This window comes from Leisingera sp. JC1, assembly GCF_001679925.1.
GTDB lineage: Bacteria > Pseudomonadota > Alphaproteobacteria > Rhodobacterales > Rhodobacteraceae > Leisingera.
Map to the genome: position 1 here is coordinate 1 of NZ_LYUZ01000079.1, position 16,706 is coordinate 16,706.

The window sequence follows — 16,706 nt, forward strand, 5'->3', positions numbered from 1 at the left end:
CCCCACTCCCCCGGCACCAAAACCGCGGAATTTCAGCTTCCCGGCACGCGCAGGCGATGGCGGCGGATCGCCGGAACCTCAAACCGATGGCAGCGCAGGCTCACTTCCAGGCGGGCCAGTCCGGTGAAAGCCTGCCTTTCCGGCGTCCTGCGGATCCGGCGGATTTCCGGCCTGACCAGTTAAGGGGAAACCAGCGGGTCCTGATCCCAGGTGCCGTCCGGGTTCCCTTTCACTGCCAGAAGGTTGGGGCGGCCTGCACAGGGGAGTCCGCGGCCGGCGCCTCCCGACCGGCAGCTATTGCCTGAGGCGGCCTGCAAACGCCGCTTTCCGTCAGATTGTGTCCTTTCCGCCCCATCGCAATAGCCGCGCCCCGGGCGCGGCTTTCGCTTTTACGGCGAATTAACTCCCTTATAGGGCGAAGTTAATCAATGATATCACCCTCAATGGTAGTCTTCCTGTATACAGTCCCACGCCGGCCCGGCCCCAGCTGCAAAGCGAGCCCCTTTCATGAAACACTGGCCCTTGATCCTGGCAGCACTCGCCGCGCCTGTTGCAGCCTGGACCGGTGCGCGCCCGGCTGAGGCGTCCAGGGCAACCTGCCTGCTGCAGTCTGACCTGGTGATGTTCCAGCATGAGGCGCGCGGCTTCCTTGAGCATCTGCAAACCGGCAATAATCCGGTCAAGGCCAGGCAGTTGCAGCATTGGCTGGAGGACCATCCGGTGGTGACGCTGCGCATGCAGATGCGGCGGTCCGGGATGGAGGTGTATGAGCCGCTGGCCATGCGGCTGATCACCCAGCAGAAAGGCCTGCTGCAGGTCTACAACCGGCACGGCATTGCCAAGGCCGGGACCAGCGCCGAACGGCTTGGCACCGCGACTCTGCTGGAAGAATTTTCGGCCCGGATCATTCCGCTGCCCTGTGATTTCGCTCCGGAACAGAAGAATGAGGCGGATACCCCCGCCGGCATTGGGCGGATCAGGGGCATTTCGCAGGAAACGGCCATTGCCAGCTCCCTGTCGGTTCTGCTTCTGGCTGGCGGCGGCCTGTTTCTGGCGGAGCGGATTGCCCGGCGCCACCGGCGCAGACGCAGGCGGCACCCCTGCTCGCTGAGCTGCGACCTGAAGCGCAACCGGCAGACGCTGCGTGCGAAACTGGTTGATATCAGCCGCATGGGCGCCAAGGTCCGTGTCTGGCAGCTGCCTGGCATCCCGGCGCTCGCTCCCAAGGATGAGGTCATGGCCGAGTTTCCGGGTCTGGAAGACATCCGCGCCCAGGTGACCTGGCAGAACGCGGACTACGTCGGTGTGAAATTCAGCAAGCCGATGACAGCGGAAGAACTTCAGGTGCTGCTCAGCCTGTCGAAAAAGACCGCAGTCCCAGCAGCGGATGCAGACCCCGGCGCGCATGCCAATCCGGTCAGTGCACAAGCCTGAGATCGGCTGGCGCCTTGCCGGCATCCGCCCGGCGCAGCAGAAGACGGTCAGCGCAGAAAGGGCGCCTGAATGCAGGCGCCCTTGGCTGAATGTCCCAGGCTGGTTACTGCCTGGCTGTTTATTTACAGCCCCGCCGGGCGGTTACTGGAATTCGGCAACCGGTTCCGGTTCCGGGCGGGCAACGGCCAGCGCCTCCTCGACCGAGAGTGTCTTGCGGAACAGCGCCCGGCCGACCTGAGCGCCGGCAATGTTGGAAATGTACTTGAGCCGCGAGATGTCATCGGCGTTGTGCACCACGCCGCTGGCGATGACCGGCAGTTTCACCAGCGAGGCGAGATGCGAGATCAGCCCCATCTGTGCCTCGGTATCGGCCACATCGGAATCGATATCGGTGATGAGGATGCCTGCAAAGGGCGCGCCCGCGAAGGCTTCGAGGTAAGCTTCCGGGGTGAAGGCGCCGGATTTACGCCAGCCGTCCGTCATCACCTGGCCCTGCCAGATGTCCACCGCCAGAACGATCTGGTCGGGATGGTGTTCCGCGAGTTCGCGCACCAGATGCGGATCGCGGGCCGCCAGGGTGCCGATCACGACGCGCCCTGCCCCCTTGTCGATCCAATGCTCGACCTGCTCGCGGGAGCGCATGCCGCCGCCCAGCTGCACCGGGATGCCGGCGCTGCGGATGATCTGGGTGACCAGTTCCTCGTTGCTGCTGTCGCCCTCCAGCGCGTTGAAATCGGTGAGGTGCATCCATTCAGCCCCCGCCGCAGCAAAACCCTTGGCGGTTTCGACCGGGTCCACATGCCAGACCTGCGGCTCATCCAGGCGCCCTTTTTCGAGCGTCACGCAGCGGCCGTTCTGAAGTTGCATCGTGGGGTAGATGATCATAGTGCCAGTCTCCTCATGTAATGCCTCATGAGGTCAGAGTAGCACGGAATTTTCCTGGAGGTGCGCCGTTTCATGACCATTTATGGAACAATTGCGGCGCGGAATTCAGGGATGGCCGGTAGCGCAAACACAGCGCGGCGGCGCAAGGGGCCGGATTGCCGCGGCAGAAGATTCGGAGCCGCGGCCGCCAAAAGAAAACGGCGCCCTCCGTGCAGGAGAGCGCCGTGAAATCCGGTCATCCGGAAGCGTGGCTTAGGACGCTTCGGAGATGAACTTGACCGCGTCGCCGAAGGTCTGGATGGTTTCGGCTGCGTCGTCCGGGATCTCGATGCCGAACTCTTCTTCAAACGCCATCACCAGTTCCACGGTGTCCAGGCTGTCTGCGCCCAGATCGTCGATGAAGGAGGCGTTTTCGGTGACCTTGTCTTCTTCAACACCCAGGTGCTCAACAACGATCTTTTTTACGCGATCTGCGACGTCGCTCATGTCTCTTCCTCGTTTTACAGGGCACTCTGCCCGGTTCTGCCCTGCCCTAGCCGGGCGGCGTGGTTTTGCCCGGAGCGGGCGGTGTGATCCCCGCGGGACGGGGACAGTGCGGCGTTTCCGTTAGGAAATGCCAGCGGATATGGGCCGCCTATAGCATAGACCGCAGCCAAGGCAAACGGTTTCGCGCGGTCATCTAGCGGCAGCGCAGTTTGCCTGTGGCCGCTATGAAGCGTGCAGATGGCCTTGTAATCAAGTGGTTGCAAGGCCTGCGCTGCATCTTTTTTGCTTTTTCACCGGATTTCAACCATTTGGCGGCTGAGGCTCGCCCGCATTGAGGCTCTTGTCCGGGGCTGCCAGAACGGAAAAACCCCGCAGGCAGGCTGCGGGGTTTCCAATAACCGGGCGCGGAGGGGCGATCAGATCATCGCCATGCCGCCGTTCACATGCAGGGTGGTGCCGGTGACATAGCCCGCTTCCTGGCTGGCCAGATAGAGCACGGCAGAGGCGATTTCCTTCGAATCCCCCATCCGACCGGCCGGGATCTGGGTGAGGATCGCGTCTTTCTGGTTGTCGTTCAGCTTGTCGGTCATGGCGGTGGCGATGAAGCCCGGCGCCACGGCGTTCACTGTGATGCCGCGGTTGGCGACCTCATAGGCCAGCGACTTGGACATGCCGACCATGCCGGCCTTGGAGGCGGCATAGTTGCCCTGGCCCGGGTTGCCAGTGGCGCCGACCACCGAGGAGATGTTGATGATGCGGCCCCAGCGCGCCTTCATCATGCCGCGCAACACGCCGCGGCACAGGCGCATGGTGGAGGTGAGGTTCACGTCCAGAACGCTCTGCCATTCCTCGTCCTTCATGCGCATGAACAGGTTGTCGCGGGTGATGCCCGCGTTGTTGACCAGGATATCGACGGAGCCCATCGCCTCAGCCGCCTGTTTCGGCAGGGCTTCGACCGCCTCGGCATCAGACAGGTTGCAGGGCAGCACATGGGCGCGCTCACCCAGTTCGGCGGCCAGCGCCTGCAGCGGTTCTTCGCGGGTGCCGGAGAGCGCGACGGTGGCGCCGGCAGCGTGCAGGGCGCGCGCTATGTCGCCGCCGATGCCGCCGGAGGCGCCGGTGATGAGGGCAGTCTTGCCAGTCAGATCAAACATGTTCTTGTCCTTTATATGCGGTGCCGGCGCGCACCGGGGAGCAGGCGCCGGGAAATATGTTTCAGGCCTCAGCGGCGGCTTTGGCGTCGTCCGGGGCACCGACCTGGCGGCAGGCCAGGTTGCGGTCGATCTTGCGGATCATGCCCGAGAGCGCCTTGCCTGCGCCGATCTCCCAGAATTCAGTGACGCCCTTGGCGGCCATTGCCTGCACGCTTTCGCGCCAGCGCACGGAGCCGGTCACCTGCTCCACCAGCAATGCGCGGATTTCATCCGGGCTGGTGACGGCATCGGCGCGCACGTTGGCGATCAGCGGCACCGCCGGGGATTTGATGTCAACGCCGGCCAGCGCCTCGGCCATGGCATCGGCGGCGGGCTGCATCAGGGCGCAGTGGAAGGGGGCGGATACCGGCAGCATCACCGCGCGCTTGGCGCCCTTTTCCTTGGCGATCTCAGCCGCGCGTTCCACGGCGGCCTTGGCGCCGGAGACCACCACCTGGGTGGGGTCGTTGTCGTTGGCGGCCTGGCAAACCTCGCCCTGCGCGGCTTCCTCAGCCACAGCGCGCACAGCGTCGAGGTCGAGGCCGAGGATCGCAGCCATGGCGCCCTCGCCCACCGGCACCGCGCTTTGCATCGCGAGGCCGCGGGTGCGCAGAAGGCGCGCGGTGTCAGCGACGGAAATGGCGCCGGCTGCAGCCAGAGCGGAATATTCGCCAAGACTGTGGCCGGCCACGAAGGAGGCCTTGCCGATGGTGACGCCTTCGGCCTCCAGCGCGCGCATCGCAGCCATGGAGGTGGCCATCAGGGCGGGCTGGGCGTTCTGGGTCAGGGTCAGGGTTTCGATGTCGCCCTCCCAGATCAGCTGGCTCAGGCTTTCGCCGAGTGCGCTGTCCACCTCGTCAAAGATGGCCTTGGCAGCCGGATAGGCCTCGGCCAGCGCCTTGCCCATGCCGATGGTCTGGGCGCCCTGCCCGGGGAACACAAATGCGATCGTCATTGATGACCTCGTCTGTTTTAGCGTTTTGCCTGATGTACCCGCCCTTTCCCTAACGTACAAGCAAAGCCGCACCTGACGCACGAAACCTGTGCGCGGGCGGACAGCCTTCGTGCGTTGCAACGGCAGCAGGCGCGGTTAGGTTAAGGTCAACCGGACCCTGACCAGGAAATGCGCCAATGTCCCGCACCAATACATTTTCGTCCTACGGCTCTGTCGCCAAAGGTTTTCACTGGCTGACCGCCCTGCTGATCTTCTCCGCTTTTCCGCTGGGCTATTTCGCCAATGAGTTGGCGCATGAGATCCAGAGCCCCGGGTTTGATGGCAGCCAGGCGGTGATCGAGCGGGCGACGCTGTTGTTCTCCCTGCACAAGACCGTGGGCGTCGCGGTATTCTTCACCGCGCTGCTGCGCATCCTGTGGGCGCTGAGCCAGCCGAAACCCGGCCTGCTGCACCCGGACCGCAAGGCAGAGGCGCTGGCGGCAGAGGTGGTGCATTGGCTGCTTTACGGCTCGCTGGTGGCGGTGCCGCTGTCGGGCTGGATCCACCATGCGGCGACAACCGGCTTTGCGCCGATCTGGTGGCCGTTCGGGCAGAACCTGCCGTTTGTGCCGAAGTCCGACCATGTTGCGGGGTTCTTTGGCGGGCTGCACTGGCTGCTGGTGTGGACGCTGGCGGCGGCGCTGGGGCTGCATGTTGCCGGCGCGCTGAAGCACCATGTCATTGATCGCGATTCCACCCTGCGGCGGATGCTGCCGGGCAGCGGCACCCTGCCCAAGCCGCCTGTGCAGGCGCACAGCCTGGTGCCACTGCTGGCGGCAGTGGTGGTTTGGGGCGGCGTGCTGGGCGGCGGTGCGGCGCTGGGCCTTCTGGGCGGCCATGATCACAGCCACGACCATGTCACAGAAGGCACCGTTGCCCCGGTTGTGGCTACTGCGCCTGAAGGGGCTGGCGGCTGGGCGGTGCAATCCGGCACGCTGGGCATTGCCGTCACTCAGATGGGCAGCGTGATCAATGGCAGCTTTGGCGAGTGGACCGCTGTGATCAACTTTGAAGAACCCGCCGCCCCCGGCCCGGCCGGTGATGTGGAGGTGACCATTGCAATCCCCTCTCTGGAACTGGGCACCGTAGCGCAGCAAGCCATGGGCACGGATTACTTTGACAGCGCCAATTTCCCGACCGCGCAGTTCAAGGCGGAGATTGAGAAGCTGGCAGAGGGCTATCAGGCCGTGGGTACCCTGACCATCAAGGGGGAGACGGTGCCGGCCACCCTGCCCTTTGATCTGGAGCTGAACGGGGATACCGCGAAGATGACCGGCGGGCTGACGCTGAACCGGCTGGATTTCAGGGTCGGCAAGAGCCTGCCGGATGAAAGCTCGCTGGCGTTTGCCGTTAATGTGGCGGTGGAACTGGACGCCAAGCGGGCGGAATAACTGCCTGCACCGGGAGCCGCGTGCTCCCGCGTCTGGCGGGTGCGCCGGCAAAGCCGGCATCCCCCGGCAGCCTTGGGCCCGGCGCCGCGCTGATGCGCGGCGCGGTACCGCTCTGCAGCACGCCTGTCGGGTTTTCAGAACACGTTTTCCAGGATCACGACGGCGATTTCCGGCAGTCCTTCATCCCGACCGGAAAACACACTGCGGCCGGTTTCCGCGAAACCCCATTTTCCGTAGAAGGGAACCGCGTTCAAAGTTGCCTCTATGCGCACATGGCCGGCGCCCGCGGTCAGAGCATCATCCAGTGCAAGCTGCATCAGACCAGCACCGGCCCCAAGACCGGTGAACCCGGCGGCAACGAATAAGCGCTTGATCTCTCCCGGAACACCATGGGCAAAACCCACCGGTTTCCGGTCCGCCTCTGCAATCCAGATTTCACCACTGGAACAATCGGTGCAGTAATCCTCGGGCACCCGGCCTGCCATCCAGCTGTCCACCACCTCCTGCGGATAAGGATCGGGCGCAAGGCGGCTGACTGAGGCGCTCACAATATCAAAGACCGCCTGCGCGTCGCCGCGTCGCGACCGCCGGTAGCTGAGCCTGCCCGCTTGTGCCTTGTTTGCCGCCATTGCCCGCTCCTGTCAGCCGGTCCGTTTGTTGACAGATCAGGTTCTGTCACAGGCCGCCTGCCGCGGGCAACACCAAAAGGGCGAAGTCGCCCGCCAGGACACAACCAAACATGCGCCTAGTGCCGGTGATAGTAATAGCTGCCGTGGCGTGAGCGGTGCCGGTGACCGCCGTGGCGGCGGAAGTGGTGCCGGTTGCGGGTGGCGTGGTGCCGGCGGGCGCCGTGATAGCCGTGGTATTGCCGGGGCTGGTGATAGTAGACGCGGCCGCGGTGGCGGTCCCGGTCGTTGTCCAGGCTCTTGACGATGATGCCAAGCGCAATCAGCCCGGCGATGGCGCGGGCGGCGTCATTGCCGGAATCATGGGCTGCGGCGGGTGCTGTAAAGGCCAGGCTGGCAGCAAGGGCCAACGCCGCGCAGGCTGAAGTGAGAAAGCCGAAGCGGAACATGGTGCCTCCTTTCCGAAGCGGCCGGAGGGGCCGTCTTCAGTCTGCGCGCCGCGCGGCGCAAAAGCCAGTGAACTTGGGTCACGGTTTGGGGAGGTCCGCGCAATCTGCGCAAAGGAAAACCGCCGGCCCCAAGGAGCCGGCGGCTGCAATTTCAACGATGCGGTGGCTGGATCAGCCGTCGGCCTTCATCGCTTCGACCGAAATCTTGATGTTGACTTCATCACTGACGAAAGGCGCGAACTGGCCCAGGTTGTAGTCGGTGCGCAGGATCTGGGTGGTGGCGTCAAAGCCCGCCCAGGGCTTCTTGGCCATCGGATGCTCGCCAGCCTGGTTCAGCTTGGCGTCAAGCACCACGGATTTGGTCACGCCGTTCAGGGTCAGGTCGCCGGTGATCTTGGCGGTATTGTCGCCGGTGACTTCGATGCCGGTGGAGGTGAAGCTGATGGTTTCATCCTCGGTCGCGTCGAAGAAATCCTTGGTCATGAAGTGGTCGAAACGCGCCTGCCAGCCGGTGAACATGCTGCTGAGCGGCATCGACACGGACACGGAGGAGGCCGCCGGGTCTTCCTGGTCGAACATGATCTCACCTTCGAAGCCGGAGAACAGGCCGTAGGTGGTCGAATAACCGAGGTGGTTGTAATCGAACAGGACCTGGCTGTGGCTTGCGTCCAGCACGTATTTCTCCGGTGCGGCGGCAGCGCCGGATGCAGCGGCGGCAGCCAGGGCGGCGGCAAGCAGTGTCTTTTTCATGTCAAAGGCTCCGAGTTGAAGAGTTTTCATAGCAACAGATGTGGCTTTTTCGGCCTCAAAAGGAAGACCGCAAAAACCAACATTATCTGTGAACCTTTGAACACTGAACCCGGCTGCGGGCAGCCGGGCAGAGTCTCGCGCAATCGTGATCTTGTTTCAGGTGAGGATCTTCACCGCGCCGCTGAGCTGGTCGCGCAGCTGGCCGCGGGTGGCGGCGGAGTCCAGCGGCAATTCGATCAGCAGGCTGCCGTCATCCTCGAACAGCTGCACGGCATTGCCGGTCAGCCGCGCGGCGCCCAGAGAGTCATAGCTGCGGCGCAGGACGGTGCGCGGGCTGCCCTGGGCATCATGTTTCAGGACCCGCAGCTCCCGGCGGACGGGGTCGAAGCAGGCTTCCGGCCGGGCCGCAGGCTCATGCGCGGTCATCAGCACCACGCCAGCCAGCAGGAAGGCGATGGAGACACCAAAGCGGATCAAGTTCAATTCCGGGTCGGCCCCGGCCCCCTGCACCAGCCACAGACCGGCAGAACTGAGGATCATCGCCGCGCCCAGCAGGCGGAACATCATCACCCGGACCTTCCAGTTTGCCTGGAACCGCAGGCGCAGCGGCTCCTGGCGTGAAATCGCACCCAGCGCACGTGCGCCTGGCATTGCGGAAATCTGCGGCGGGGTGTGGTCTGTCACGGCCATTTGACTGCCCTTCTGCTGCGGTCTGCACTCTGCTGCCCTGCTGATGCTCCCCTCCCGGAAAGCTGGCGCCGCGTGTTTCACCGCGTTAAGGCTTCGTTAAGCAGTGAAGACCTGCATTGGGGCAGCAATGGGGCGGGCTTGCGGTTTTGCCGCGGCGGACCATGGAAGCCAGCGCAAAAAGCCCTTTTGCCTTGCTCTTTCGGCCGCAGCCTGTATAGGAGGCCCTGCTTCCGCGACTTCTTCGATCCGCGCAGCCTCTCGTGACCGGGCAGCGGAAGTGTTACATGCCCCGTCTATGAAATGCGCCTAGACACAAACAGGAGTTCGCATGCCACTCTATGAGCATGTCATGATTGCGCGTCAGGACCTGTCCAACTCGCAAGCTGAAGGCCTCATCGAACATTTCGGTGCTGTTCTGTCCGACAACGGCGGCAAGCTGGTCGAGCAGGAGTACTGGGGCGTCAAGACCATGGCCTACAAGATCAACAAGAACCGCAAGGGCCACTATGCCTTCCTGAAGACCGACGCACCGTCGGCCGCCGTTCAGGAAATGGAGCGCCTGATGCGTCTGCATGATGACGTGATGCGCGTCCTGACCATCAAGGTCGACGAGCACGCCGAGGGCCCTTCGGTCCAGATGCAGAAGCGCGACGAACGCGGCGATCGCCGTGAGCGCCGCTGATCAACGCTTGAGAAAAGGACGCTAAATCATGGCAGCCAAACCGTTTTTCCGCCGCCGCAAGGTTTGCCCGTTCTCGGGTGAAAATGCGCCGAAGATCGACTACAAAGACACCCGTCTGCTGCAGCGCTACATCTCTGAGCGCGGCAAGATCGTGCCTTCGCGCATCACCGCCGTTTCGGCAAAGAAGCAGCGTGAGCTGGCCCGTGCTATCAAGCGCGCCCGCTTCCTCGCCCTGCTGCCCTACGCCGTGAAGTAAGGAGATAAGCAGATGCAAGTTATCCTTCTTGAGCGCGTTGCAAAGCTGGGCCAGATGGGCGACGTCGTTGACGTGAAGCCCGGCTTCGCCCGCAACTTCCTGCTGCCGCAGGGCAAGGCGAAAACCGCCTCCGAGTCCAACATCGCCGCCTTCGAGGCCCAGAAAGCGCAGCTGGAAGCGCGCAACCTGGAGACCAAGAAAGAGGCCGAGGCTCTGGCAGAAAAGCTGGACGGCCAGCAGTTCATCGTGATTCGCTCCGCATCGGACGCGGGCGCGCTGTACGGCTCCGTCACCCCGCGCGACGCGGCAGATGCTGCAACCGCGGACGGCTTCTCGGTCGACAAGAAACAGGTCGCCCTGATCCACCCGATCAAGGAACTGGGCCTGCACTCCGTCGCCGTGAAACTGCACCCGGAAGTGGAAGTCGAAATCAAGCTGAACGTGGCCCGCTCGGCCGAAGAAGCTGAACTGCAAGCCTCGGGCAAATCGATCCAGGAGCTGGCCGCCGAAGAGGAAGCCGCCGCTGAGTTCGAAATCTCCGAGCTGTTCGACGACATCGGCTCTGCTGCGTCCGACGACGACGACGCACCGGCCGCCGAAGCCGCTGGCGAAGAAACCAACTGATCCTTATCGGGACAGTGAGACACGGAAAAGGCCGCCTGACGGGCGGCCTTTTTCATTGCTTGCGCGAAGTTTGAAAAGACGCGCCAAATTGCACGGAAATTCCCGCCCCCAAATAACCATCTGTTTGCCGTATTCCGCAAGAATACTGCCTGTGTGGAGTGAGAAAGGGGGATGCGCCATGCTGGACGCATTGGAAACTGAGGAACTGGCGCTGCGTCGGCGGTTGTTGTTCCGGCTGCTGCGCGGCCACCGGTTCGACCGGCCGGACTTCAGGACCGAAGCGGTGTCAGAACTGGTGCCTGCAGGACTGCTTGCGCCGGAAAAGAGCCTGTTCAAAGAACCGGCTGACGCCATACAGAAACCTGTCTGAGCGCCCGCGATCGCGGCCGTCTGGCGGGCGCATCTGCCTGGACGTCCTGCGCAATCCGCGGGTCTCCAGTGTTACCGGGGTTGCCTGGGCGTTGTAGGGACCGCGAAATTTTGGGAAACAGCCGCGGTCCCTTTCTGCCCGAAGTGGTCAGCTGCCCCCCAGGCGTGAGGGGCATGCTGCCCTGAGGGTTGTTTCTGCCTCAATGCGCATACCCAATATGTAGTGGGATGCCATATTTAACAAATCTCTAATGATTAAACTTTGATCGACCTTCCGGCGGCTTGCATTCCGGCCCGGAACCCACCGGAAACAGGCGGCTTTCCCCGCATTGAATGGCGGTTCCCCGCCGTTCCGGCCAAGCGGCAGCACAGGCAGGATTGCAGCACGCCGCAAGGCAGTTAATCTGGCCCGCAAGAGAAACCGCCTTCGGAGGCCGCATGACGCGCCGGACCACTTTGATCTTGTTTATTGCGGCTGCAGTGCTGTCTGCCTGCGCCAGCACCGCCTCCCCGCCGGAGGTGTCCCGAGCCGCCCCGCCGCTCTACCCGAATGAGACCCCGGAACTGCGCCGGAAGATCAATTACTGGGCGGACCACTACGAGGTGCCGCGCAGCCTGGTGCACCGGCTGGCGGTGCGCGAAAGCACCCACAGGCCCAAGGCGGTGAACCGCCCCTACTACGGGCTGCTGCAGATCCTTCCCGCGACGGCGCGGTCGATGGGGTTCAAGGGAGAGCCCAAGGAACTGCTGGATGCCGATACCAACTTGCAATTTTCGGTGAAATACCTGCGCGGCGCCTGGCTGCTGGCTGATGGCAGCCAGGACATGGCGGTGAAGCACTACTCGCGCGGTTACTACTACGAGGCCAAGCGCCGCGGCATGCTGGTGGAAACCGGTCTGCGCCCGGCGCCCCCCTCTGACAGCTGAAACCTCCCCTTCTGCAGCGCCCCGAAGGGGCGCTGCCTAGCCCAACGGGCCGCGGCGCTGTCCCCAGGACGGCACCAAGGACGGGCGGGAGGGCCTGCCTTCCTTGACCCTGCTTTCCTGCTCCTCCTTGCCTGACTGGCACCGCCTGCCTGCAAGGCCGAACGTTTCGCCCCGCATCGAACCGTCCTTTCCCGCAGCTTCGCCTGCCTGGGGTATCCAGTTCCAATCACCACTGGAGTCCCTTATGAGAATGCCCGAATTGAAGACCGGCAGGTTTATCCCCGAAGACGGTTTGCGGATCACCGTCCAGGTACCCGAAACCCGCGTGCAGGGAATCGTTGATGCGGTTCTGGCGGTCACTGCCCTGAAATACGGCGATTACGATCGTGTGACCTTTCAAGCAGCGGCGGGCAAACAGAGCTTCCGGTCGCTGGGGAGCGGGCGGAACGCGGCGACCGGGGCTTCCGTTCAGGTGCCATGCGTGGAGCTGTCATTTTTCCTGGCCCGCGATGACGCCGGGGCCGCGCGGGTTCTGGAAAGCATCTACGCCGCGCACCCTTACGAGGAGCCGGTGATCTATGTGGCACCCTGCGTGCGGACGCTCCATATCCGGGGGCTGGATGAGGATAGTCCCAACAGGTTCTGGAACAGCCCGAGCGAGGACTGGGTGCCGGAAGAACATCGGTAGAAACCGATAGCACTGGACGGCCGGCGCCGTCTTATCCCATCCAACGAAAAAGGCCGCCTGATGGGCGGCCTTTCCGTAAGTCGTGGAGAGAGGATTATTCCTCTTCCAGCTCCTCAACGGCCTTTTGCAGGTCGTCCTTGGAGATCTCTTTCTCGGTGACTTTGGCCTGGCCGACGATGTGGTCGACAACCTTGTCTTCGAAGATCGGCGCGCGCAGCTGCTGCTGCATCTGGGCGTTCTGCTGGATGAACTCGAAGAACTGGCGTTCCTGGCCCGGGTACTGGCGGGCTTGCGCCATGATCGCCTGGGTCATCTCGGCGTCGGTCACTTCGACCTCGGCTTTCTGGCCCAGCTCGGCCAGCAGCAGGCCCAGACGGACGCGGCGTTCGGCCAGCTTGGTGTGCTCTTCGGTGGTTTCGATTTCACCGTGGTCGTGGCCTTGCACTTCCGGGTTGTCCTCGTGCCACAGCTGGTGCGCGATCTGCTTGGCTTCGGCGTCGACCAGCGACGGCGGCAGGTCGAAGGAAACCAGGGTGTCCAGCTTGTCCAGCAGGCCGCGCTTCAGCACTGCGCGGGCGGCACCGGCGTATTCGGCTTCCAGGCGCTCGGTGATCTGGCCCTTCAGCGCGTCCAGGTCGTCGGCGCCGAATTTCTTGGCCAGCTCATCGTCGATCTCAGCCGCTTTCGGAGCTTTGACTTCCTTGACGGTGCAGGAGAACACGGCCTCTTTGCCGGCCAGGTGCTCTGCGCCGTATTCCTCGGGGAAGGACACGGTCACGTCTTTTTCTTCACCGGCTTTGGTGCCGACCAGCTGCTCTTCGAAGCCGGGGATGAAGGAGTTTGAGCCCAGGGTCAGCGGGTAGTCGTCGCCTGCGCCGCCGTCAAAGGCTTCGCCGTCGATGCGGCCGACGAAGTCGATCACGACCTGGTCGCCGTCTTCGGCTGCTGCGCCCTCTTCGCGGGCTTCGAATTCCTTGGCGGTTTCAGCCAGGTTGGCCAGCGCTTCGGTGACGGCTTCGTCTTCAGCCTTCACAACCAGCTTTTCCAGCTCAACGCCGGAGAAATCGACTTCGGGGATTTCCGGCAGTGCCTCGTAGGACATCTCGACGTTGACGTCGTCGCCTTCTTTCCAGTCTTCGTTGGTCATCTTGACTTCGGGCTGCAGCGCCGGACGGTCGCCGCTGTCCTCGAAATGCTTGTTCATGGCGCCGTCGATGGATTCCTGCATCGCTTCGCCCATCAGGCGCTGGCCGAACTGCTTTTTCAGCAGCGCCATCGGCACCTTGCCCTTGCGGAAACCTTTCATTTCGATTTCCGGCTGGGCTTCGACCAGCTTTTCGTTGACCTTCTCGTCCAGCTCGGCGGCGGTGACGGTGATGGCGTAGCCGCGTTTCAGACCTTCGTTCAGCGTCTCGGTGACCTGCATCCTATTCCCCATAGAGATTCGGGGCCCCTGTGCGAGGTGCCCCCAGACAATTTGCGGTCTTCTATTTCCCCCGGCGCGGCGGCGCAAGGGGGATTGCCCCTTTCCTGCGCAATCGCGCGGATTTCCGAAGCCTCAACACGAAAAAACACGCCCGCAAAGGGGCGTGTTTCCAGATCTGAAACCGAGGGAGTTGCGGTTCAGAACTTCCAGCGGGCACCGGCCAGGATGACGTTTGCGTCCTGGTAGGTGGTGGCGCTGGTATCGGCATAGGAATAGTCGCGGTAGGCCAGGTAGGTCTCGACGTTGTAGGCGTCGATCTTCTGAACCGCTGCGACGCCCCAGGACTCGGCGCTGTCGCCGCTGCTGACCATGTCGGAGCCGTCATAGTAGTCCACCGAGAAGGAGGTGGAGCCGGCGGCGATCAGGTCTGCGGAGTAGCCCAGCTTGGCATAGGCATAGGTGCCCGCGATGTCGCGCTCGCCTGCAGCGATGTTCAGCGACAGGCCGGTGGCCTTGTGCAGCACCGCGAAGGAGCCGGAGATATCACGGTAGTCCTGCTCGCCGGTTTCTTCGGTCCAGGAGGCCCCGATGCCGGTGTCGATGGCAAAGCCCGCGGCATCGTCATTGGCCCAGCGGATCGCCACGTCATAGCTTTCGCGGTCGTTGGCGTCCTTCAGGATATCGGTGCCCCAGGAGGTCGACAGGGTGAAGCCCGCAAGCTCCGGCGAATCGTAGCGGACGCGGCCCAGGCGGCTGCCGTCCAGATCGGTGAAGGCATCACCGATGTCGATGCTGCCGAGCGTGCCTGCACCGGTGCGGAAGGCATAGCCGCCCGCGGAATCGGCAACCGCGTTGGAGGCGCCGAGGCCGGTGCCGGAGAAGTCAGCACCGGTGATGCCGTCGGTCGCCATCGAGCCCTGACCCGCCGAAAAGCGGCCATAGCGGGCAGTGTCGAACTGGAAGTCGACGTGGCGGATGTTGGTGCGGTCCCAGCTGAGGTTGTCGCCGGTTGAGGTCTGGCTGACCCCGTCCGAGGAGCGAAAGCCGAAGGCGGTTTCAAAATTGAACCGCAGGGTGTTCTCACCGTACGCCTGCTCCAGCCAGAAACCGATGCGCGAGTTGGAGGCCGCGTTGTCGGTCAGGCGGTTGAAGTCCTGTTCGCCGTCGTCAAACGACTGGTAGGCTGGATTGAACTGTCCGTACCAGCGGAAGCTGCCGCCGGTGTCGTTGGTGTACGTGGGGCCTGCAAATGCCGGGGCCGCGAGAACGGCAGCCAGGGAGGCTGCCCCTGCGCGGGCTGTGAATTTGATGCTCATTAGCTTTGAGTCTCCTGTTGTGCAGCCCCTGTCCCTCTCCATCCCTGAGGTCAGCAGCTGCGATACAGGGCGTATCACGCGTTTTTTGCCGCCTTCAGGGTTGAAATTCCATCTCTCAGGCAGGGTTCCGCCATAGGCGGAAATCCGCCCATTACGAAACTTGACGTGCAAAATTCCGCTCACCATCAATGTGTTAAGTGAAGGACCTCACATATCCAGCGGCGCCACCAGCAAGCTTGCCATGCAGCCACTGCAACCCTGCGCTGATGCTCAGACGGCCGCGGTTTTTTGCACAGTATATTTTGCTCGGAAACTGAAACCGCCCCGGCCAGGCGGGGCGGTTTCCGGCTGGTGCCATTGCGGTCAGAACCGCCAGCGGGCCCCCAGAACCAAGGTTGTCAGATCCTGGTAGGTCGCGGCGTTGTCCTCATACTCATACTCCTGATAAGTCAGGTAGATGTCGGTATTGATGCTGTCGACCTTCTGCACCGCGCCGATGCCCCAGCCCTTGGTGCTGGAGCCGGTAACGTTGAAGTCCTCGCCATCGTAGTAATGCACGCCGAGCCCGGTCTGGCCCCAAGGCAGCCAGTTGTCGGTCTCATAGCCGATCTTGGCATAGTAATAGCTGGGATCACTGGAACCCGCCGCATCATCATCCCGGCTGCCGCCCGCTACGGTGAAGCTGATGCCGCTGTCCAGCAGCACCGAGGCTGAGCCGATCACATCCGAGCGTTCAGCCCCGGCATCGTCACGCACCTGATAGGCCAGCGACGCCGCGAAGTTGGTGGAGCCGAATTCCTGCCCGTAGCGCAGACCGATATCGTAGTAATCGGCATCATCCCCTGACGACAGGATGTTCTGCCCCCAGGCGATACCGGCAGTAAACCCGTTCAGATCCGGGGTGTCATAGCGGATCCGGCCGCGGCGGGAGCCGTCGAGGTTGTCAAACGCGCCGCCCAGCGACGGGCCGCTGAGCGTGCCGGCAGTATCCCGGAACAGGAAGCCCGCGTTGGGATCGACCGTGTAGGAATAAAGCGCGGTGCCGACATAGGACAGGTCGGTCTCCGCGGCGCCATCCGCCACCATGCTGCCCTGCCCTGTTGACAGCTTGCCCCAATTGCCTTCCAGCCAGAAGTCCACATGGCGCAGGTCGGCACGGGTCCAGCCGCTGTAGTCGGAGCCGAACTGATTCACTTCGGTCGAGTTCGGGAAGCCCAGCCCGGTTTCAAACCGGAACCCGAACGTATTGGCCCCGAAAGGCTGTATCAGGCGCAGTCCGACCCGGGAGCGGGACAAATCGTTGTCGAGCAGGTTGGTTTCGGTCTGCTGGCCGTCATCGACGGAGATGATGGCCGGATTGAACTGGCCGTAGATTTCGACATAGCCGCCGGAATTATTGTCATACCGCAGTTCGGCTGACACCGGGGCCGCAATGGCACACACCCCCGCAGCCGCAGTGGAGATTTGCAGAAGACGTTTCATGGCCATCCCCCTTTTCAACAATGTACTGGTAAACGCTT

19 protein-coding genes are annotated in these 16,706 nt (G+C 63.2%); 8 read left to right on the forward strand and 11 right to left on the reverse strand.

All coding sequences use genetic code 11. The features are described from left to right. Nucleotides 1-507 precede the first annotated feature (507 nt). Complete coding sequence (locus A9D60_RS07325; RefSeq protein WP_065266969.1) at nt 508-1,434, forward strand: PilZ domain-containing protein; 927 nt, start codon at nt 508-510, stop codon at nt 1,432-1,434. 141 nt (nt 1,435-1,575) lie between these two features. Here A9D60_RS07325 and A9D60_RS07330 read toward each other — a convergent pair whose 3' ends face one another. From A9D60_RS07330 to fabD, 4 genes are all read right to left on the reverse strand, one after another. Beyond that, a complete protein-coding gene (locus tag A9D60_RS07330) occupies nt 1,576-2,319 on the reverse strand; it encodes a HisA/HisF-related TIM barrel protein (RefSeq protein ID WP_065266970.1) in 744 nt (247 codons plus the stop codon). Between the two features lie 252 nt (nt 2,320-2,571). Continuing rightward, nucleotides 2,572-2,805 carry an acyl carrier protein gene (locus A9D60_RS07335; RefSeq protein ID WP_005982462.1) on the reverse strand — a complete coding sequence of 78 codons (234 nt, stop codon included), beginning with the start codon at nt 2,803-2,805 and terminating at the stop codon, nt 2,572-2,574. Nucleotides 2,806-3,221: 416 nt separating this feature from the next. Then, nucleotides 3,222-3,959, reverse strand: a complete 738-nt coding sequence (fabG, locus tag A9D60_RS07340; protein WP_039182681.1) for a 3-oxoacyl-ACP reductase FabG — start codon at nt 3,957-3,959, stop codon at nt 3,222-3,224. Nucleotides 3,960-4,020: 61 nt separating this feature from the next. Beyond that, entirely contained in the window at nt 4,021-4,953 is a 933-nt protein-coding gene (fabD, locus tag A9D60_RS07345; RefSeq protein WP_065266971.1) for an ACP S-malonyltransferase, read from the reverse strand. A gap of 176 nt (nt 4,954-5,129) precedes the next feature. Here fabD and A9D60_RS07350 point away from each other — a divergent pair, with 176 nt between their 5' ends. After that, a complete protein-coding gene (locus A9D60_RS07350; protein WP_065266972.1) occupies nt 5,130-6,383 on the forward strand; it encodes a cytochrome b/b6 domain-containing protein in 1,254 nt (417 codons plus the stop codon). A 134-nt stretch (nt 6,384-6,517) separates the two neighbouring features. Here the strand turns inward: A9D60_RS07350 and A9D60_RS07355 are convergent, their stop codons facing one another. The 4 genes from A9D60_RS07355 to A9D60_RS07370 all read right to left on the reverse strand — a co-directional run bounded on the left by A9D60_RS07355 (nt 6,518) and on the right by A9D60_RS07370 (nt 8,898). After that, nucleotides 6,518-7,012, reverse strand: coding sequence for a GNAT family N-acetyltransferase (locus A9D60_RS07355; RefSeq protein WP_065266973.1), 495 nt, complete (start codon nt 7,010-7,012; stop codon nt 6,518-6,520). 116 nt (nt 7,013-7,128) lie between these two features. Further along, entirely contained in the window at nt 7,129-7,458 is a 330-nt protein-coding gene (locus tag A9D60_RS07360; protein WP_065266974.1) for a hypothetical protein, read from the reverse strand. 171 nt (nt 7,459-7,629) lie between these two features. Continuing rightward, entirely contained in the window at nt 7,630-8,208 is a 579-nt protein-coding gene (locus A9D60_RS07365) for a YceI family protein (RefSeq protein ID WP_065266975.1), read from the reverse strand. A gap of 156 nt (nt 8,209-8,364) precedes the next feature. Further along, on the reverse strand, nt 8,365-8,898 hold the full coding sequence (locus tag A9D60_RS07370; protein ID WP_065266976.1) for a hypothetical protein: 534 nt from the start codon (nt 8,896-8,898) through the stop codon (nt 8,365-8,367). 328 nt (nt 8,899-9,226) lie between these two features. On the opposite strand from A9D60_RS07370, the gene rpsF reads away from it, so the two are divergent. From rpsF to A9D60_RS07400, 6 genes are all read left to right on the forward strand, one after another. Beyond that, nucleotides 9,227-9,580, forward strand: coding sequence for a 30S ribosomal protein S6 (rpsF, locus tag A9D60_RS07375; RefSeq protein WP_019295532.1), 354 nt, complete (start codon nt 9,227-9,229; stop codon nt 9,578-9,580). 28 nt (nt 9,581-9,608) lie between these two features. Further along, nucleotides 9,609-9,836, forward strand: a complete 228-nt coding sequence (gene rpsR / locus A9D60_RS07380) for a 30S ribosomal protein S18 (protein ID WP_005608650.1) — start codon at nt 9,609-9,611, stop codon at nt 9,834-9,836. A gap of 12 nt (nt 9,837-9,848) precedes the next feature. Continuing rightward, nucleotides 9,849-10,460, forward strand: a complete 612-nt coding sequence (gene rplI, locus A9D60_RS07385) for a 50S ribosomal protein L9 (RefSeq protein ID WP_065266977.1) — start codon at nt 9,849-9,851, stop codon at nt 10,458-10,460. 178 nt (nt 10,461-10,638) lie between these two features. Continuing rightward, complete coding sequence (locus A9D60_RS07390; protein ID WP_065266978.1) at nt 10,639-10,830, forward strand: hypothetical protein; 192 nt, start codon at nt 10,639-10,641, stop codon at nt 10,828-10,830. Between the two features lie 437 nt (nt 10,831-11,267). Beyond that, on the forward strand, nt 11,268-11,756 hold the full coding sequence (locus A9D60_RS07395; protein WP_065266979.1) for a lytic transglycosylase domain-containing protein: 489 nt from the start codon (nt 11,268-11,270) through the stop codon (nt 11,754-11,756). Between the two features lie 250 nt (nt 11,757-12,006). Further along, nucleotides 12,007-12,444 carry a hypothetical protein gene (locus A9D60_RS07400; protein ID WP_254656645.1) on the forward strand — a complete coding sequence of 146 codons (438 nt, stop codon included), beginning with the start codon at nt 12,007-12,009 and terminating at the stop codon, nt 12,442-12,444. A 94-nt stretch (nt 12,445-12,538) separates the two neighbouring features. On the opposite strand, the gene tig is transcribed toward A9D60_RS07400, so the two are convergent. The 3 genes from tig to A9D60_RS07415 form a co-directional block, all read right to left on the reverse strand. Then, nucleotides 12,539-13,870, reverse strand: coding sequence for a trigger factor (tig, locus tag A9D60_RS07405; protein ID WP_065266981.1), 1,332 nt, complete (start codon nt 13,868-13,870; stop codon nt 12,539-12,541). Between the two features lie 197 nt (nt 13,871-14,067). Further along, on the reverse strand, nt 14,068-15,186 hold the full coding sequence (locus A9D60_RS07410) for a porin (protein ID WP_065266982.1): 1,119 nt from the start codon (nt 15,184-15,186) through the stop codon (nt 14,068-14,070). Nucleotides 15,187-15,549: 363 nt separating this feature from the next. Next, nucleotides 15,550-16,668, reverse strand: coding sequence for a porin (locus tag A9D60_RS07415; protein WP_254656646.1), 1,119 nt, complete (start codon nt 16,666-16,668; stop codon nt 15,550-15,552). Between the last annotated feature and the right edge of the window lie 38 nt (nt 16,669-16,706).

Bases quoted from the DNA above. Each gene is read 5' to 3' on its own strand.
- A9D60_RS07325 (WP_065266969.1), top strand. From the start codon at position 508: ATGAAACACTGGCCCTTGATCCTGGCAGCACTCGCCGCGCCTGTTGCA.
- A9D60_RS07330 (WP_065266970.1), bottom strand. From the start codon at position 2,319: ATGATCATCTACCCCACGATGCAACTTCAGAACGGCCGCTGCGTGACG.
- A9D60_RS07335 (WP_005982462.1), bottom strand. From the start codon at position 2,805: ATGAGCGACGTCGCAGATCGCGTAAAAAAGATCGTTGTTGAGCACCTG.
- fabG (WP_039182681.1), bottom strand. From the start codon at position 3,959: ATGTTTGATCTGACTGGCAAGACTGCCCTCATCACCGGCGCCTCCGGC.
- fabD (WP_065266971.1), bottom strand. From the start codon at position 4,953: ATGACGATCGCATTTGTGTTCCCCGGGCAGGGCGCCCAGACCATCGGC.
- A9D60_RS07350 (WP_065266972.1), top strand. From the start codon at position 5,130: ATGTCCCGCACCAATACATTTTCGTCCTACGGCTCTGTCGCCAAAGGT.
- A9D60_RS07355 (WP_065266973.1), bottom strand. From the start codon at position 7,012: ATGGCGGCAAACAAGGCACAAGCGGGCAGGCTCAGCTACCGGCGGTCG.
- A9D60_RS07360 (WP_065266974.1), bottom strand. From the start codon at position 7,458: ATGTTCCGCTTCGGCTTTCTCACTTCAGCCTGCGCGGCGTTGGCCCTT.
- A9D60_RS07365 (WP_065266975.1), bottom strand. From the start codon at position 8,208: ATGAAAAAGACACTGCTTGCCGCCGCCCTGGCTGCCGCCGCTGCATCC.
- A9D60_RS07370 (WP_065266976.1), bottom strand. From the start codon at position 8,898: ATGGCCGTGACAGACCACACCCCGCCGCAGATTTCCGCAATGCCAGGC.
- rpsF (WP_019295532.1), top strand. From the start codon at position 9,227: ATGCCACTCTATGAGCATGTCATGATTGCGCGTCAGGACCTGTCCAAC.
- rpsR (WP_005608650.1), top strand. From the start codon at position 9,609: ATGGCAGCCAAACCGTTTTTCCGCCGCCGCAAGGTTTGCCCGTTCTCG.
- rplI (WP_065266977.1), top strand. From the start codon at position 9,849: ATGCAAGTTATCCTTCTTGAGCGCGTTGCAAAGCTGGGCCAGATGGGC.
- A9D60_RS07390 (WP_065266978.1), top strand. From the start codon at position 10,639: ATGCTGGACGCATTGGAAACTGAGGAACTGGCGCTGCGTCGGCGGTTG.
- A9D60_RS07395 (WP_065266979.1), top strand. From the start codon at position 11,268: ATGACGCGCCGGACCACTTTGATCTTGTTTATTGCGGCTGCAGTGCTG.
- A9D60_RS07400 (WP_254656645.1), top strand. From the start codon at position 12,007: ATGCCCGAATTGAAGACCGGCAGGTTTATCCCCGAAGACGGTTTGCGG.
- tig (WP_065266981.1), bottom strand. From the start codon at position 13,870: ATGCAGGTCACCGAGACGCTGAACGAAGGTCTGAAACGCGGCTACGCC.
- A9D60_RS07410 (WP_065266982.1), bottom strand. From the start codon at position 15,186: ATGAGCATCAAATTCACAGCCCGCGCAGGGGCAGCCTCCCTGGCTGCC.
- A9D60_RS07415 (WP_254656646.1), bottom strand. From the start codon at position 16,668: ATGAAACGTCTTCTGCAAATCTCCACTGCGGCTGCGGGGGTGTGTGCC.